The following is a 17,033-nucleotide window of genomic DNA, read 5'->3' as shown; positions in this document are numbered from 1 at the left end:
CATTTTCGTTCACAAAAGCAGCGACGAGTAACCCTTGTCGTTGCTTTTTGGCTATTTTGGGGGATAAGATCCGCCTTGACTAGCAAAAGAAAAGATTGGTCCAGTAGTGCCCGATACGATTTTGCGTAGCAGAAAGCATACAAATGAAATTGAATATAGTAAAATAGGATTAGAAATCTTAAGAAAGTTGGTTCTTTATTGGAAACGATAGTATTTTCAATTTCCGTTTTTTTAGCAGGGGTCTTGTCCTTCTTTTCTCCCTGTATTTTTCCTCTTCTGCCAGTCTATGCTGGGATTTTATTGGATGATCAGGAAAGCGCAAAAAGCTTTTCTTTATTTGGGAGAAAGGTTCTCTGGTCAGGCTTGATTCGAACACTTTGCTTTATCGCAGGTATTTCACTCATTTTCTTTATTCTAGGCTTTGGTGCTGGTTACTTTGGTCATATTCTCTATGCAAATTGGTTTCGATATGTTATGGGAACAATTATTATCATTTTGGGACTTCACCAGATGGAAATTTTTCATTTTAAGAAATTAGAGGTTCAAAAAAGCTTTACTTTTAAGAAATCAGAAGCCAATCGTTATTGGTCAGCCTTTTTACTCGGTATTACCTTTAGCTTTGGTTGGACGCCTTGTATTGGTCCAGTTTTAAGTTCTGTTTTAGCGCTTGCGGCTTCTGGAGGCAATGGAGCTTGGCAAGGTGCTATCTATACTCTTATTTACACTCTGGGGATGGCTCTTCCTTTCTTGGTCTTGGCTCTAGCTTCAGGTCTAGTCATGCCTTATTTTAGTAAAATCAAACGTCATATGATGCTAATGAAGAAAATTGGTGGTTTCCTCATTATTTTAATGGGAATTTTGTTACTATTAGGACAAGTAAATGTTCTAGCTGGAATTTTTGAATAAAGGAGAAAATGATGAAAAAAGTAATGTTTGCTGGCTTAAGTCTCTTGTCATTAGTTGTATTGATAGCCTGTGGTGAGGAAGAAACTAAAAAAACTCAAGCCCCACAACAGCCAAAACAAGAAACGCCTGTACAGCAAATTGCTGTTGGGAAAGATGCTCCAGACTTCACCTTGCAATCCATGGATGGTAAAGAAGTCAAGTTATCTGATTTTAAGGGTAAAAAGGTTTACTTGAAGTTTTGGGCTTCCTGGTGTGGTCCATGTAAGAAAAGTATGCCTGAGTTGATGGAATTAGCTGCAAAACCAGATCGCGATTTTGAAATTCTTACTGTCATTGCACCAGGAATTCAAGGTGAAAAAACTGTTAATCAATTCCCACAATGGTTCCAAGAACAAGGATATAAAGATATCCCAGTTCTTTATGATACTAAAGCAACAACCTTCCAAGCTTATCAAATTCGAAGCATTCCTACAGAATACCTAATTGATAGTCAAGGAAAGATTGGAAAGATTCAATTTGGTGCTATCAGTAATGCGGATGCAGAAGCAGCATTTAAAGAAATGAACTAGAATCGATAAAAATCTGATTACAAGATGTAGTCAGATTTTTTTTTTAGAAAAATATTTTATAAATAGTCACAAATCTCCTATATTTATGGTAAAATAGAATCATCATTTTATTTGGAGAAGAAATATGAATATATTTAGAACAAAGAATGTAAGTTTGGATAAAACGGAGATGCACAGGCATTTGAAGTTATGGGATTTGATTTTGCTGGGTATCGGAGCCATGGTAGGGACAGGCATCTTTACAATTACAGGTACTGCAGCTGCCACACTTGCTGGTCCAGCCCTAGTGATTTCAATCGTCATTTCTGCCTTGTGTGTGGGATTATCAGCCCTCTTTTTTGCAGAATTTGCTTCACGAGTACCTGCTACAGGTGGTGCCTACAGTTATCTCTATGCTATTTTAGGAGAATTCCCAGCCTGGTTGGCTGGTTGGTTAACCATGATGGAGTTCATGACAGCCATATCAGGCGTAGCTTCGGGTTGGGCAGCTTATTTTAAAGGCTTGCTCTCTCAATACGGGATAGCCCTTCCTCAGCCTTTAAATGGTACCTTTAATCCTCAAGCAGGGACATTTGTTGATTTATTGCCTATTCTTGTCTTGGTCTTGGTGACCTCGCTTGTTTTACTCAATGCTAAAGCAGCCTTACGCTTTAATTCTATTCTAGTTATTTTGAAATTCTCGGCTTTAGCTCTCTTTGTTTTAGTAGGAATTTGGCATATCAAACTTGATAATTGGAGTAATTTTGCTCCTTATGGTTTTGGACAAATCTATGGTGCTAGTACTGGTATTATGGCTGGTGCCTCCTTGATGTTCTTCGGTTTTTTGGGATTTGAATCCATCTCTATGGCTGTAGATGAGGTCAAGACTCCTCAAAAAAATATTCCTAGAGGGATTGTCTTATCGCTTTCTATCGTAACCATTCTCTATGCCTTGGTGACGCTTGTTTTGACTGGTGTGGTTCACTATAGTCATTTAAATGTCAATGATGCCGTTGCCTTTGCCCTTCGTAGCGTTGGGATCAGTTGGGCAGCCAACTATGTGTCATTAGTGGCTATCTTGACCTTGATTACAGTTTGTATCTCGATGACCTATGCCCTATCGCGTATGATTTACAGTTTAGCGCGCGATGGCTTAATGCCTGCCGCCTTTAAAGAACTAACGAAGACTAGCAAGGTACCAAAGAATGCTACTATTTTAACAGGTCTAGCTTCAGCAGTAGCAGCAGGAATCTTCCCGCTAGCTAGTATTGCAGCCTTCTTAAACATTTGTACCTTGGCCTACTTAATCATGCTGGCTTACGGCCTGATTCGCTTACGGAAAGAAAAAGGGATGCCAAAAGCTGGGGAATTTAAAACACCCTTGGTACCCCTGTTACCGATTTTATCAATCATCATTTGTTTATCCTTTATGTTACAGTATAATATGGAAACTTGGATTGCTTTCCTAGTTGCCTTGTTAGTAGGAAGTATTATTTACTTCACTTATGGCTATAAGCATTCTACCATAGAAGAATAAAGTAAAAGTCTGTTGAGTTGTTGAAACTCAGCAGATTTTTATATGTGAAAGAAATTTCAAATTTTTTCTAAAAATATCTTGACAGATTAAGTTTTTAGGAGTAGAATGTTTACTAGTTAATTAAACAGTTAAGGAGTTGTTCATGAAGAAACAAAATTTATTTTTAGTCTTGTTAAGTGTCTTTCTTTTATTGCTAGGAGCCTGTAGTCAAAAGGAAAGTCAGACAGGAAAGGGGATGAAAATTGTGACCAGTTTTTATCCTATCTATGCTATGGTTAAGGAAGTATCTGGTGACTTGAATGATGTTCGGATGATTCAGTCAAGTAGTGGGATTCACTCCTTTGAACCTTCGGCAAATGATATCGCAGCCATCTATGATGCAGATGTCTTTGTTTACCATTCACATACGCTCGAATCTTGGGCAGGAAGTTTAGATCCCAATCTAAAAAAATCCAAAGTGAAGGTTTTAGAGGCTTCAGAGGGAATGACTTTAGACCGCGTCCCAGGGCTAGAAGATGTAGAAGCAGGGGATGGAGTTGATGAAAAAACGCTCTATGACCCTCACACTTGGCTAGATCCTGAAAAAGCTGGCGAAGAAGCTCAGATTATCGCTGATAAGCTTTCGGAGGCGGATAGTGAGCATAAAGAAACTTACCAAAAAAATGCGCAAGCCTTTATCAAAAAAGCTCAAGAATTGACTAAGAAATTCCAGCCTAAATTTGAAAAAGCGACTCAGAAAACATTTGTAACACAACATACAGCCTTTTCTTATTTAGCTAAGCGATTTGGACTCAATCAACTTGGTATTGCAGGTATCTCTCTGGAACAAGAACCAAGTCCAAGACAACTAACAGAAATTCAGGAATTTGTTAAAACCTATAAGGTTAAAACGATTTTTACAGAAAGTAACGCTTCTTCAAAAGTAGCTGAAACTCTTGTCAAATCAACAGGTGTAGGTCTTAAAACTCTGAATCCTTTAGAGGCAGACCCACAAAATGACAAGACCTATTTAGAAAATCTTGAAGAAAATATAAGTGTTCTAGCAGAAGAATTAAAGTGAGGAAAAAATGAAAATCAATAAAAAATATCTAGCAGGTTCAGTGGCAGTTCTTGCCCTAAGTGTTTGTTCCTATGAACTTGGTCGTTACCAAGCTGGTCAGGCTAAGAAAGAGTCTAATCGAGTTGCTTATATAGATGGTAATCAGGCTGGTCAAAAGGCAGAGAACTTAACACCAGATGAAGTCAGTAAGAGAGAGGGAATCAATGCTGAACAAATTGTTATCAAGATTACGGATCAAGGTTATGTGACTTCTCATGGAGACCATTATCATTACTATAATGGCAAGGTTCCTTATGATGCCATCATCAGTGAAGAGCTCCTCATGAAAGATTCGAATTATCAGTTGAAGGATTCAGACATTGTCAATGAAATCAAGGGTGGTTATGTCATTAAGGTAAACGGTAAATACTATGTTTACCTTAAAGATGCGGCCCATGCGGATAATATTCGGACAAAAGAAGAGATTAAACGTCAGAAGCAGGAACATAGTAGTAATCACGGTGGCGGTTCAAACAATCAGGCGGTAGTTGCAGCCAGAGCCCAAGGACGTTATACAACGGATGATGGTTATATCTTTAATGCCTCTGATATCATTGAAGATACAGGCGATGCCTATATTGTTCCTCATGGCAATCACTTCCACTATATTCCTAAGAGTGATTTGTCTGCCAGTGAATTAGCTGCTGCCCAAGCCTTCTTATCTGGAAAAGGCGGTCAATTAAGTACGGTTGAATATCGTTCTAGCAGGGGAGAAACAAGATCTAGTGTGAGAACGAGTCCATCTGAAACTCCTCAAAATCTTACAACAACTCCTGAGAGTCAAAATGAGGATTTAGCTAGTCTCCTTCAAGAATTGTACGCTTTGCCACTTAGCCAACGTCATGTGGAGTCTGATGGATTAGTATTTGACCCAGCACAGATTACAAAACGTACTGCAAATGGTGTGGCAGTACCTCACGGAGATCATTTCCATTTCATTCCTTATTCGCAAATGTCTGCCTTGGAAGAAAAATTGGCTCGAAATCTACCAATTGGAGGTCAGCCAGTTCAAAAGCATTCTGATAATACGAAACCAAGCAGTCCTGCGAAACCAAGTTCAGCCATTAAAGCAAACTTTAATCTCAATACGCAGGCACCGAATAGAGCAACTGGAGGAGCCTATACAACGGATGATGGGTATGTCTTTAGTCCAACAGATGTGATTGAAGATACAGGTGACGCTTTTGTTGTACCGCATGGAAATCATTTTCACTATATTCCTAAGAGTGATTTGTCTGCAGGAGAATTGGCTGCAGCCCAAGCCTATTGGAATGGGAAGCAGGGGTCTCGTCCTTCTTCAAGTTCTAGTCATAATGCAAATCCAGCTCAACCAAGCTTGTCAGAGAACCACAATTTGACTGTCACTCCAACTTATCATCAAAATCAAGGGGAAGACATTCCAAGCCTTTTACGTGAATTGTATGCTAAACCCTTATCAGAACGCCATGTAGAATCGGATGGACTAGTATTTGACCCGGCACAAATAACAAATCGTACAGCTAATGGTGTTGCTGTACCGCACGGAGACCATTATCACTTTATCCCTTATTCACAAATGTCACCTTTGGAAGAAAAATTGGCTCGTATGATAGCTATTAAGGGACAAAATGGTGCAGTCTTGCCGGGAATGAATTATTTGAAACCAGCACCAAAACCGCAAGCTCAACCATCAACTGAGAAAAAACAAACTGATTTTACAGTAGAACAGGTTGTTAGAAAAGTTGGGGAAGGATATGTTGTGGAAATTGCTGGTGTCAGTCACTATGTTTTTGCTAAAGACTTGGCTAAGGATAAGATTGATGCTATTGAAAATCTCTTGTCTAAGAAAACTCAAGAGACACATGCTCTAGTTGCTAAAAAAGAAAATGTCGCTTCTCGTGACCAAGAATTTTATGATAAAGCCTACAATCTGTTAACCCAGGCTCATAAAGCCTTGTCTGAAAATAAAGGTCGCGTTTCTGATTTCCAAACTTTAGACAAATTAGCAGAGCGCTTGAATGATGAATCTTCTAATAAAGTAAAATTGGTAGATGATTTATTGGCATTCCTAGCACCAATTACCCATCCAGAGCGACTTGGCAAACCAAATGCTCAAATTGCCTATACAGACGATGAAATTAAATTAGCGAAATTAGCAGGTAAATATACAACAGAGGATGGCTATATCTTTGATGAGCATGATATTGAAAGTGATGAAGGAAATGCCTACGTCACTCCACACTTGAACCATAGCCACTGGATTAAAAAAGACAGCTTATCTGAAGCTGAAAGAGCAGCAGCTCAGGCTTATGCTAAAGAAAAAGGCTTACAAGCTCCAAATTCTACTGAAGCAACAGAAGCAAAACCAGAGGCAACAGGGACAGAAGCTATCTATAACCGCGTAAAAGCTGAGAAAAAGGTACCATTAGAAAAAATACCGAATCATTTACAGTATACTGTAGCTGTACAAAATGGTCACTTTATAATTCCTCACTTTGATCACTATCATAACCTTAAGTTTGCATGGTTTGATGAAGGACTTTACTCAGCTCCTGAAGGCTATACCTTAGAAGATTTATTTGCGACAGTGAAATACTACGTTGAACATCCTGACCAACGTCCTCATTCAGATAATGGTTGGGGTAATGCTAGCGACCATGTTCGTAAAAATAAGGCAGACCAAAACGGTAAACCTGATGAAGATAAGGAACATGATGAAGTAAGTGAGCCAACTCATTCTGAATCTGATGAAAAAGAGAATCACGCTGGTTTAAATCCTTCAGCAGATAATCTTTATAGACCAAGCACTGATGCGGAAGAGACAGAGGAAGAAGCTGAAGATACTACAGATGAGGATGAAGTTCCACAAGTAGAGCGTTCTGTTATTGACGTTAAGATAGCAGAGGCGGAGACCTTGCTAGAAAAAGTAACAGATTCTCGTACTCGCCAAAATGCTATGGAGACATTGTCTGGTCTAAACAGCAGTCTTCTTTTCGGAACGAAAGACAGTAACACTATTTCAGCAGAATTAGATAGGCTCTTGGCTTTGTTAAAAGAGAGTCAACCGACTCCTATATAGTAGTAAAAAGAATGAAGCATATTTTATGGAGAAGTAACCTTTCGTGTTGCTTCTCTTTTTTAGAAGAAAGTAACAGAAACTTGACAGAAGTATAATAGATTGAATCTAGAATAGTACACCTTGACTTCTAAAATATTGTTAGAAATTGATTTGACTGTCCTGATCAATTTGTCCTATTCTTATTTCATTTCTCTATAATTTTAAATAGTAAACTATTTACTGGTTAATTAAATGGTTAAATAAGCGGTTTAGAAAAATTGTTTAACCGAGAAAAAAGAAGTTAAGAAAAAGTTTCATCATTTATTGAAATGAGGGATTTATGAAATTCAGTAAAAAATATATAGCAGCTGGATCAGCTGTTATCGTATCCTTGAGTCTATGTGCCTATGGACAAAACCAGCATCGTTCGCAGGAAAATAAGGACAATAATCGTGTCTCTTATGTGGATGGCAGCCAGTCAAGTCAGAAAAGTGAAAACTTGACACCAGACCAGGTTAGCCAGAAAGAAGGAATTCAGGCTGAGCAAATTGTAATCAAAATTACAGGTCAGGGCTATGTAACGTCACACGGTGACCACTATCATTACTATAATGGGAAAGTTCCTTATGATGACCTCTTTAGTGAAGAACTCTTGATGAAGGATCCAAACTACCAACTTAAAGACGCTGATATTGTCAATGAAGTCAAGGGTGGTTGTATCATCAAGGTCGATGGAAAATATTATGTCTACCTGAAAGATGTAGCTCATGCTGATAATGTTCGAACCAAAGATGAAATCAATCGTCAAAAACAAGAACATGTCAAAGATAAGGAGAAGGTCAGCTCTGATGTTGCTGTAGCAAGGTCTCAGGGACGATATACGACAAATGATGGCTATGTCTTTAATCCAGCTGATATTATCGAAGATACGGGTAATGCTTATATCGTTCCTCATGGAGGTCACTATCACTACATTCCCAAAAGCGATTTATCTGCTAGTGAATTAGCAGCAGCTAAAGCACATCTGGCTGGAAAAAATATGAACCGAGTCAGTTAAGCTATTCTTCAACAGCTAGTGACAATAACACGCAATCTGTAGCAAAAGGATCAACTAGCAAGCCAGCAAATAAATCTGAAAATCTCCAGAGTCTTTTGAAGGAACTCTATGATTCACCTAGCGCCCAACGTTACAGTGAATCAGATGGCTTGGTCTTTGACCCTGCTAAGATTATCAGTCTTACACCAAATGGAGTTGCGATTCCGCATGGCGACCATTACCACTTTATTCCTTACAGCAAGCTTTCTGCCTTAGAAGAAAAGATTGCCAGAATGGTGTCTATCAGTGGAACTGGTTCTACAGTTTCTACAAATGAAGTAGTGTCTAGTCTAGGCAGTCTTTCAAGCAATCCTTCTTCTTTAACGACAAGTAAGGAGCTCTCTTCAGTATCTGATGGTTATATTTTTAATCCAAAAGATATCATTGAAGAAACGGCTATAGCTTATATTGTAAGACATGGTGATCATTTCCATTACATTCCAAAATCAAATCAAATTGGGCAACCGACTCTTCCAAACAATAGTCTAGCAACACCTTCTCCATCTCTTCCAATCAATCCAGGAACTTCACATGAGAAACATGAAGAAGATGGATACGGATTTGATGCTAATCGTATTATCGCTGAAGATGAATCAGGTTTTGTCATGAGTCATGGAGACCACAATCACTACATCAAGGTTCAAACTAAGGGCTATGAAGTAGCCTTGAAAAACAAAATTCCAGCCCTGAAATCCAACTATCAGCCTGGGGCCTTTGATGAGAAAACAGTTTTAGCAAAAGTAGATCAACTTCTTGCTGAAAGTCGAAACGTCTATAAAGACGATCCAATCAAACAAAGACAGATTGAGTTAGTTTTAGGTCAGTTTACTGAAAATATGAAGAAACTAGCAACTAACTAACTCTACAGCAGGTTATCTAAAAACACTTGACCTCTTTGATAAGCAATATATCCATATTGATGAAAGTGTCAAACCTGTTGAAACAAGTGCTTTAGATAAGAAATATCAGGCCTTGATTGATAAAATCAATACGCTAGATACAGATACTTATGGACTTCCTAAGAAAGACCTTCTCGTTCGACTCCAGGAAGCTAAGTTGGCTAAAGATGAGGCTGCTTTAGCAGCGGTTGAATCACAACTTCAAGCTCTTCAAGACTTTAATGACCGTACTGGTGATACAACAGTGGAATACATCAAGTACTTCTATGAGCATGTAAACGATGGTCGTTTAAGTGATGAGCTTCGTAATAAAGTAGCTAATTTGACTTTTACTTTATATCAATCTCAATCCTTCCGTAAGGCTGTGGACTTGAATAAACTGTTCCCAAGCATTTACCAAACAAAACAAGAAGTAGAAGAGGCTTTGAAAAATCAGCCAGCTACTGCAAAAGTAAATGAAACAGTTTTAGATAAAGAAAAAGTTGATAACCAATCTGCTAAGCAAGCGATTTATGAATTTTTGAAAGATCTTTATCCTGATCTTAAAAAAGAAGAATATGTCAATCATGTCAGCAAGGAAGAAGTAGAAAGTCTTTTGAACAAGGCAAATCAACTCTTGGAACAAATCCATGAAGAAGGAATCAGACAATCCTTGGCAGAAGAAGTAGAAAATCTAAAAGCTGCCACAAACAAGGCTGATGCAGACTTGGATGAAGTAAACAGTCAGGTAAAAGATGTTTTGACTCGTATCGCTAGCGCCCTTCAACAAGAAAAGGAAAATGCTGAGCAAGATTCTCAGACACTTGTACTCTATCAAAAACTCTACGATATTCTCATGTCGCTTCACTCTTATTTAGAAAGTAATAATGGTTCTGATGAGGACTTTGATAAAGTGGATGCATTACTAGATCAACTTTCTGCTAAGAGTAAAGACAAAGCAGCTTTACTTGAATTGACAAAAGCTATTCTAGTTTTGAATCACCAAATCCAGTCAAAAGCTAGCGCAAGTGAAGAAACAAGTCCAGCAAGAAATGCTGAAGCAAATGGTGATAACACCAGTGCTGAGAACCAACCAAACGCAACTACAGAATCTAACAGCGAAACTGCTAGCGACGAAAACAAAGCAAGCAACACAAGAGATTCTAAACCTGCTGAATTAACTTCAGAAAAGGGATCAACTGAATCTACAACAAGCACTGGTAATCAAGAAAAAGCAGTAGAATAAACAGAAAGGCGAAGTAGCTGAGCCACCTCGTCTTTTTAGCCTTTATAAGCTACGATGCCAATGATGGTATCAACTGCACGTTCCATAGTCTGAAGGCTAACGTATTCAAAACGTCCGTGCATATTTTCGCCACCTGCAAAGATATTCGGAGTTGGGATTCCCATAAAGGAAATCTTAGAGCCGTCTGTTCCACCCCGGATTGGTTCGATAATAGGCGTGATACCTAGATCTTCCATAACGGCTTTAGCAACGGTAATTGGAGTCATATCTTTTTCAATGACTTCTTTCATATTGTAGTACTGGTCTGTCAAGTTGAGAGTGACACGGTTGCTCCCAAGTTCTTGATTCATCTTATCAGCGATAGATTGCATGGATGCTTTACGCGCTTCAAAGGCATCTTTTTCAAAATCACGAATGATGTAGCTTGCACGCGCCTCCTCAACACTACCTGTCACATCCATTAGATGGTAAAAACCTTGGTAACCTTCAGTTAACTCAGGTCGGTCATTTTCTGGAAGTTGATTATGAAAATCAATTGCTAGCTGAAGGGCATTGACCATCTGCCCTTTGGCAGTACCAGGGTGGACATTACGGCCTTGGAAATGCAATTCAGCACCAGCGGCTGAGAAAGTCTCGTACTGAAGTTCACCTAGTGGACCACCATCAACAGTGTAGGCAAAATCCACATCAAAATCTTCTGCATCAAATTTATTAGCACCAACACCGATTTCCTCATCTGGACCAAAACCAACACGAATCTCACAGTGTTTGATTTCAGGATGAGCAGTCAGATATTCAATAGCTGTCATAATCTCAGCAATACCAGACTTGTCATCAGCACCTAGCAAGGTTGTTCCATCAGTTGTAATGAGCGTTTGGCCTGGATATTTCTCAAGACTCTTGAAGTCGGCTGGATCCAGTTTAAAACCAGAATTTCCAAGTTCAATCACACCACCATCGTAGTTTTCAATTACCTGTGGATTGACTCCTTCAGCATTAAAATCAGCAGTATCCATGTGGGAGATGAAGCCAATCTTACGTGTTAAAGATGGATCATTGGCTGGCAAGGTTCCAATAGCAAAACCATTCGGTAGATAGTAAACATTTTGCAGTCCAACACGTTTCATTTCAGGAATTAGGACATTTGTTGCGAAGTCAACCTGACTCTGTGTACTTGGAGTAGTAGTAGAGTGTTCATCAGAGCGCGTGTTGACCTTAACGTAGGTTAAGAAGCGGTCCAAGAGATTTGGATAAGTCATAAAAAACTCCTTTTGAATTTATTTTTTCCATTGTATCATAGAAAGAAGAGAAAAACAAAAGACAGAAGTTAGGGCAATCTGCTATGTTAGCGTTTACTTATCAGTGGATTCATGATAAAATAAACTTGATAAAAACATCACAAGGAAGCGATTATGAAAAAAGCAATTTTAATGATGACCTTCGGTTCGCCAGAAGAGATTACCTTTGAAGGTGTAGCTGATTTTTTCACAAATATTCGTCGTGGAGTGAGACCTCAAGACCACGAGATTCAGACTCTCTATGATAATTATGTACGAATTGGAGGCACGCCTCTGCAAAAAATTACCCGTCAAGAGGTTGCCTTGGTAGAAGCTAGGCTGGGGAATGAATACAGTGTCTACTTTGCTAATAAGTTTTCCAGTCCCTTTATTCCAGATGTGATCGGTCAAATGGAAGCAGACGGAATTGAACAGTGTATTTGTTTGATTTTGGAGCCTCATTATTCTTTCTACTCTGTCATGGGCTATGAAAAATTTTTAGAAAGCAAACAAATTCAATTTTTGGTCATTAAGGACTGGTATCAGGAAGAAGCACTTTTAAACTATTGGGCAGATGAAATTGCTAAAATTTTAAAAGAAGAAGTAAAGCAGGATAGCTTTAAAGTCATCTTTTCAGCCCATAGTGTGCCCATTTTTGCCTTGGATTTTGGAGATCCTTATATCGATCAAATTTTCGAAAATAGCAAGTTAGTTGCTGAAAAACTAGGTTTGAGTTCCGATCAATATACAAATACCTGGCAAAGTGAGAGTGATATTGGGATTCCATGGATTAAGCCAGATGTTTTGGAGTATCTCAGAGAACAGACAGAACATCCAGACCATTATATTTTTGTTCCAATCAGCTTTATCAGTGAGCACATTGAAGTCTTGTTTGATAATGATGTGGAATGTTATGACTTGTGTCAGGAATTTGGGGTAAACTACCATCGTCCACCAATGCCAAATACAGATTCTCGCTTGATTGATGCCTTGGTCAATACAGTTAGAGCCAATGAACATCAAGAGTTTAAGGAATTTCTCCCAGAAGAAGAGACCTTTGATGAGTTAGTTCCTTCAGACGAGACGAAAAACATTTTGGCTGAATCTCAAGATTTACAAATGCCGGAATTTGTGAAAAAACTGATTGAGAAAAAAGGGCGGGAGAATGTTAAGATGCCTTATCTTATCAAGAAGATGCTAGAAAAAGCAGGCAAGTTGCCCAAAGAGTAAAGAAAAAGGATTTAGCTTTGTGCTAGATCCTTTTAATCGATTATTTTTTCTCAAGAAGGGCTTTGATTTCTTGAAGGACTTCCAATTCGGTTGGTTTTTTTTCGTCAGTTTTTTCTTCCTTTATACCAGTCAGTTTCTGTGCTTTTTCAATACCCTTGATAATAAAGAAGAGGGCGGTACCCACAAAGATAAAATTGATAATAGCACTTAAAAAGTTACCATAGCCGACTCCATGCCAAGAAAGTTGAGCGATACGTTCGACTTTAGCAGCTTTCAAAGCGGGATTTAAAATAAGAGGAGTGATAATGTCGTTTACAAGTGAAGTAACGATAGCACCAAAAGCAGAGGCAATGACAACACCGACAGCAAGGTCAATAACATTTCCTCGAAGCAAGAACGATTTTAGATTTTTTAACATACTGTTTTCCTTTCAATGTTTCGTGTTTCATTGTATCCTAAATCATTATAGAAGGCAATTAAAAGGCTCATAAATGGAGCATTATTTTCTAAAAATATAGATCTTGCTCAAGATATAATTGATGATAATAATGAGTATTTGTGCAATTATTGTTTCAATTGCATTTACCTTATCAGGATTTTCGTTTACAAATTGCCCTATGATATGAGGGAATTGAGTTACAAAGAGAAAAGTTAAAAACAAGTCTAACAGAAAAGTAGAAAGGCGGGCAAGAAAAAATTTCACTAAACGGATAAGCCGATTCTTCCTTGCTTGCTTAAATACAAGCCTATCATTTGTGATAAAGGCAAATAGGATACCAAATATATTTGCCAAGGCCGTAGCAAGGAGTTCTTTATGGGTTAATTGATAAATGACTAATCTGGATAGAATGGAAACAAGAGTCGTCGCTATACCAAAAAAGAGATAGGCTAAGATTTCATTGTTAAGAAATTTTTGAATACAAATTTTCATGTTTTTAGTATAGCATAAAGCAGGCTATTGTGCTATACTAGTAAGGTTGATTGAATCAACCCTTGGTGCTTAGCTTCTTTCACCAAGCATATTACACGCGGGAAACCGCCAAAGGAGAAAACATGAAAAAATTAACTATTCGTGATGTTGCAGATATTGCAATTGTTGCTGCTATCTATGTCGTTTTAACTGTCACACCACCCCTAAATGCCATCAGCTATGGTGCTTATCAGTTTCGTATTTCAGAAATGATGAACTTTATGGCTTTTTACAATCCCAAGTACATCATCGGAGTTACTATCGGTTGTATGATTGCTAATTTCTTTAGCTTCGGACTACTAGATGTCTTTGTTGGTGGCGGATCAACCTTGGTATTCCTCAGTTTAGGTGTTTGGCTTTTTGCAAAATATAGCAAGGATTACCTCTTTAACGGATTGATTCGAAAAGATCATTTCTTCTTTTCAATCCTCTTTTCAATTTCCATGTTTACCATCGCTGCAGAGTTAAATATTGTAGCAGAATTACCATTTTTCCTTACTTGGTTTACAACAGGAATTGGTGAATTTGCCTCATTGATTATTGGAGCGATTATCATTGGTAAAATTGGTCGTCGAATCGATTTAAGCAAATAGAACAGGACAAGCTAGGTAGCCTTTACCTGGCTTTTTCTTATGGAAAATTTCTAAGAAAACTTGACAAGTTTTTCTGATTATAGTATACTTACTTAAGTAAGCTGATTTAGCTCAGTTGGCAGAGCGCATCCATGGTAAGGATGAGGTCGCCGGTTCAATCCCGGCAATTAGCATGATATGTATAGGGAAACTCTTGAATACGAGAGTTTTTTGTTATACTCGATCGAAAAAATTTCTTATTGACAAAATCAAGTATCTCTAGTAATATAGAATATGCGATGAGTCGATAGGTAGTCTTCGGACTACTATTGAGCATAAGGAGGTCATAACGCAGGAGCGGACCTTGATGAGTTGTGTGAACCTGCTCATCACATGAAGATGCCTCTTAGTCCCTAGTCTAACGACTGGGGATTTTTATTTTCCAAAAAATGATGAAAAAGCTTTGCAATTCATGGAAAAAGTAGTATAATACTTCTATTATAGAAATTTTTAGAAAATTCCGAAAGAGGTTATTTATGGGATATACAGTTGCTGTAGTCGGCGCGACAGGTGCTGTCGGTGCTCAGATGATAAAAATGTTGGAAGAATCAACACTTCCAATCGATAAAATTCGTTTACTTGCTTCTGCACGTTCAGCAGGCAAGACTTTGAAATTTAAAGATCAAGATATTACGATTGAAGAAACGACTGAAACAGCTTTTGAAGGAGTTGATATTGCTCTCTTTTCAGCAGGTGGTTCTACATCAGCTAAGTATGCACCATACGCAGTGAAAGCTGGAGCGGTAGTAGTAGATAATACATCTTACTTCCGTCAAAATCCAGACGTTCCTTTGGTTGTTCCAGAGGTCAATGCTCACGCACTTGATGCCCACAATGGGATCATTGCCTGCCCTAACTGTTCAACAATTCAAATGATGGTGGCTCTTGAGCCAGTTCGCCAAAAATGGGGCTTGGACCGTATCATTGTTTCAACTTACCAAGCAGTTTCAGGTGCTGGTATGGGAGCAATTCTTGAGACACAACGTGAACTTCGTGAAGTCTTGAATGATGGTGTAACCCCACGTGATTTGCATGCCGAAATCTTGCCTTCAGGTGGTGACAAGAAACATTATCCTATCGCCTTCAATGCTCTTCCACAAATTGATGTCTTCACTGACAATGATTACACTTATGAAGAGATGAAGATGACTAAGGAAACTAAGAAAATTATGGAAGATGATAGTATTGCCGTTTCAGCAACATGTGTTCGTATTCCAGTCTTATCAGCTCACTCTGAGTCTGTTTATATCGAAACAAAAGAAGTGGCTCCAATCGAAGAAGTCAAAGCAGCTATCGCAGCCTTCCCGGGTGCTGTTCTTGAAGATGATGTAGCTCATCAAATTTATCCTCAAGCTATCAATGCAGTTGGTTCGCGTGATACCTTTGTTGGTCGTATCCGTAAAGACTTGGATGCTGAAAAAGGAATCCACATGTGGGTTGTTTCAGACAACCTGCTCAAAGGTGCTGCTTGGAACTCAGTTCAGATTGCTGAAACTCTTCATGAACGTGGCTTGGTTCGTCCAACAGCTGAATTGAAATTTGAATTAAAATAGTCATATCGTTTAGGAGTTCAGATGAACTCCTTCTTTGAAATAGAGAGGTGTTTTCATGTCTTATCAAGATTTAAAAGAGTGTAAAATCATCACAGCCTTTATTACCCCCTTCCATCAGGATGGTTCCATCAACTTTGATGCTATTCCAGCCTTGATTGAGCATTTATTGGATCATCATACGGATGGAATTCTTCTCGCAGGGACGACTGCTGAGAGTCCAACTTTGACCCACGATGAAGAGTTGGAACTCTTTGAGGCAGTTCAAAAAGTTGTCAATGGACGCGTTCCTTTGATTGCGGGTGTTGGTACCAATGATACGCGTGACTCTATCGAGTTTGTCAAAGAAGTCGCGGAATTCGGCGGTTTTGCTGCTGGACTTGCTATTGTGCCTTACTACAACAAACCTTCTCAAGAAGGAATGTATCAGCATTTTAAAGCCATTGCAGATGCTTCTGACCTACCAATTATTATCTATAACATTCCAGGGCGTGTAGTTGTCGAATTGACTCCAGAAACCATGCTTCGCTTAGCTGACCATCCAAATATTATTGGTGTCAAAGAATGTACCAGCTTGGCCAATATGGCTTACTTGATTGAGCACAAGCCAGAAGAGTTCTTGATTTATACAGGTGAGGATGGAGATGCTTTCCATGCCATGAACCTTGGTGCGGATGGGGTTATTTCTGTTGCCTCTCATACAAATGGGGATGAGATGCACGAAATGTTTACTGCCATTGCAAAAAGCGATATGAAGAAAGCCGCAGCTATTCAACGTAAATTCATTCCTAAGGTCAATGCCCTCTTCTCTTATCCAAGTCCTGCTCCTGTCAAGGCAGTTCTTAACTATATGGGATTTGCAGCTGGACCAACTCGTCTACCTCTTGTTCCAGCACCAGAAGAAGATGCCAAACGCATTATCAAGGTTGTTGTAGATGGCGACTACGAAGCGACTAAGGCAACTGTAACAGGTGTCTTAAGACCAGATTACTAATAAGACAATAAAATCCATGACCGCAATAACGAG

General features: G+C 38.7%; 13 protein-coding genes, 1 tRNA gene, 1 pseudogene and 1 riboswitch. Of the genes and pseudogenes, 12 read left to right on the top strand and 3 right to left on the bottom strand.

Annotated features, from left to right (window positions below):
• Positions 1–198: 198 nt before the first annotated feature.
• The 7 genes and pseudogenes from ccdA2 (at position 199) to HT708_RS11795 (ending at position 10,347) form a co-directional block, all read left to right on the top strand.
• Entirely contained in the window at positions 199–906 is a 708-nt protein-coding gene (ccdA2, locus tag HT708_RS05150; protein WP_014017248.1) for a thiol-disulfide oxidoreductase-associated membrane protein CcdA2, read from the top strand.
• 11 nt (positions 907–917) lie between these two features.
• Positions 918–1,475: a thiol-disulfide oxidoreductase-associated lipoprotein SdbB gene (sdbB, locus tag HT708_RS05145; protein ID WP_000757366.1), complete on the top strand. Its 558-nt coding sequence runs from the start codon at positions 918–920 to the stop codon at positions 1,473–1,475.
• Positions 1,476–1,599: 124 nt separating this feature from the next.
• The gene (locus tag HT708_RS05140) at positions 1,600–2,991 is read left to right on the top strand and encodes an amino acid permease (RefSeq protein WP_001020307.1); all 1,392 of its coding nucleotides are present in this window, start codon (positions 1,600–1,602) and stop codon (positions 2,989–2,991) included.
• 142 nt (positions 2,992–3,133) lie between these two features.
• Positions 3,134–4,051 carry a zinc-binding lipoprotein AdcAII gene (gene adcAII / locus HT708_RS05135; RefSeq protein ID WP_172926071.1) on the top strand — a complete coding sequence of 306 codons (918 nt, stop codon included), beginning with the start codon at positions 3,134–3,136 and terminating at the stop codon, positions 4,049–4,051.
• Positions 4,052–4,058: 7 nt separating this feature from the next.
• On the top strand, positions 4,059–7,148 hold the full coding sequence (locus HT708_RS05130) for a pneumococcal-type histidine triad protein (protein WP_000700358.1): 3,090 nt from the start codon (positions 4,059–4,061) through the stop codon (positions 7,146–7,148).
• 319 nt (positions 7,149–7,467) lie between these two features.
• Positions 7,468–8,855, top strand: a pseudogene (locus HT708_RS11800) (pneumococcal-type histidine triad protein); the annotation flags it as partial.
• A 340-nt stretch (positions 8,856–9,195) separates the two neighbouring features.
• Positions 9,196–10,347, top strand: coding sequence for a hypothetical protein (locus HT708_RS11795; RefSeq protein ID WP_007284789.1), 1,152 nt, complete (start codon positions 9,196–9,198; stop codon positions 10,345–10,347).
• Between the two features lie 35 nt (positions 10,348–10,382).
• Here HT708_RS11795 and pepT read toward each other — a convergent pair whose 3' ends face one another.
• Entirely contained in the window at positions 10,383–11,606 is a 1,224-nt protein-coding gene (gene pepT / locus HT708_RS05120) for a peptidase T (RefSeq protein WP_000222060.1), read from the bottom strand.
• Between the two features lie 153 nt (positions 11,607–11,759).
• Between pepT and hemH the strand changes: the two genes are divergently transcribed.
• Positions 11,760–12,854 (top strand): ferrochelatase, encoded by a 1,095-nt coding sequence (gene hemH, locus HT708_RS05115; RefSeq protein ID WP_050222852.1) that lies wholly within the window; start codon positions 11,760–11,762, stop codon positions 12,852–12,854.
• A 40-nt stretch (positions 12,855–12,894) separates the two neighbouring features.
• Here hemH and mscL read toward each other — a convergent pair whose 3' ends face one another.
• Entirely contained in the window at positions 12,895–13,272 is a 378-nt protein-coding gene (gene mscL / locus HT708_RS05110; protein WP_000916792.1) for a large conductance mechanosensitive channel protein MscL, read from the bottom strand.
• 81 nt (positions 13,273–13,353) lie between these two features.
• Positions 13,354–13,785 carry a GtrA family protein gene (locus tag HT708_RS05105; RefSeq protein WP_172926070.1) on the bottom strand — a complete coding sequence of 144 codons (432 nt, stop codon included), beginning with the start codon at positions 13,783–13,785 and terminating at the stop codon, positions 13,354–13,356.
• Between the two features lie 28 nt (positions 13,786–13,813).
• A riboswitch (PreQ1 riboswitch) is annotated at positions 13,814–13,910 on the top strand.
• On the opposite strand from HT708_RS05105, the gene HT708_RS05100 reads away from it, so the two are divergent.
• The 4 genes from HT708_RS05100 to dapA all read left to right on the top strand — a co-directional run bounded on the left by HT708_RS05100 (position 13,908) and on the right by dapA (position 17,000).
• Positions 13,908–14,417, top strand: a complete 510-nt coding sequence (locus HT708_RS05100) for a QueT transporter family protein (RefSeq protein ID WP_000737071.1) — start codon at positions 13,908–13,910, stop codon at positions 14,415–14,417. It overlaps the preceding riboswitch by 3 nt.
• Positions 14,418–14,517: 100 nt before the next feature.
• Positions 14,518–14,590: transfer RNA gene (locus HT708_RS05095), tRNA-Thr, on the top strand.
• 342 nt (positions 14,591–14,932) lie between these two features.
• Positions 14,933–16,009, top strand: coding sequence for an aspartate-semialdehyde dehydrogenase (locus tag HT708_RS05090; RefSeq protein WP_000542464.1), 1,077 nt, complete (start codon positions 14,933–14,935; stop codon positions 16,007–16,009).
• A gap of 55 nt (positions 16,010–16,064) precedes the next feature.
• Positions 16,065–17,000 carry a 4-hydroxy-tetrahydrodipicolinate synthase gene (dapA, locus tag HT708_RS05085; RefSeq protein WP_172926069.1) on the top strand — a complete coding sequence of 312 codons (936 nt, stop codon included), beginning with the start codon at positions 16,065–16,067 and terminating at the stop codon, positions 16,998–17,000.
• Positions 17,001–17,033: the final 33 nt, after the last annotated feature.

This window comes from Streptococcus sp. 3613, from assembly GCF_013277375.1.
Lineage (GTDB): Bacteria > Bacillota > Bacilli > Lactobacillales > Streptococcaceae > Streptococcus > Streptococcus pseudopneumoniae.
This window is presented reverse-complemented; position numbering and strand designations above follow the sequence as displayed.

Excerpts from the sequence above, each read along its gene's own strand:
- sdbB (WP_000757366.1), top strand. The coding sequence starts at position 918 with ATGAAAAAAGTAATGTTTGCTGGCTTAAGTCTCTTGTCATTAGTTGTA.
- HT708_RS05140 (WP_001020307.1), top strand. The coding sequence starts at position 1,600 with ATGAATATATTTAGAACAAAGAATGTAAGTTTGGATAAAACGGAGATG.
- adcAII (WP_172926071.1), top strand. The coding sequence starts at position 3,134 with ATGAAGAAACAAAATTTATTTTTAGTCTTGTTAAGTGTCTTTCTTTTA.
- HT708_RS05130 (WP_000700358.1), top strand. The coding sequence starts at position 4,059 with ATGAAAATCAATAAAAAATATCTAGCAGGTTCAGTGGCAGTTCTTGCC.
- pepT (WP_000222060.1), bottom strand. The coding sequence starts at position 11,606 with ATGACTTATCCAAATCTCTTGGACCGCTTCTTAACCTACGTTAAGGTC.
- hemH (WP_050222852.1), top strand. The coding sequence starts at position 11,760 with ATGAAAAAAGCAATTTTAATGATGACCTTCGGTTCGCCAGAAGAGATT.
- mscL (WP_000916792.1), bottom strand. The coding sequence starts at position 13,272 with ATGTTAAAAAATCTAAAATCGTTCTTGCTTCGAGGAAATGTTATTGAC.
- HT708_RS05105 (WP_172926070.1), bottom strand. The coding sequence starts at position 13,785 with ATGAAAATTTGTATTCAAAAATTTCTTAACAATGAAATCTTAGCCTAT.
- HT708_RS05100 (WP_000737071.1), top strand. The coding sequence starts at position 13,908 with ATGAAAAAATTAACTATTCGTGATGTTGCAGATATTGCAATTGTTGCT.
- HT708_RS05090 (WP_000542464.1), top strand. The coding sequence starts at position 14,933 with ATGGGATATACAGTTGCTGTAGTCGGCGCGACAGGTGCTGTCGGTGCT.
- dapA (WP_172926069.1), top strand. The coding sequence starts at position 16,065 with ATGTCTTATCAAGATTTAAAAGAGTGTAAAATCATCACAGCCTTTATT.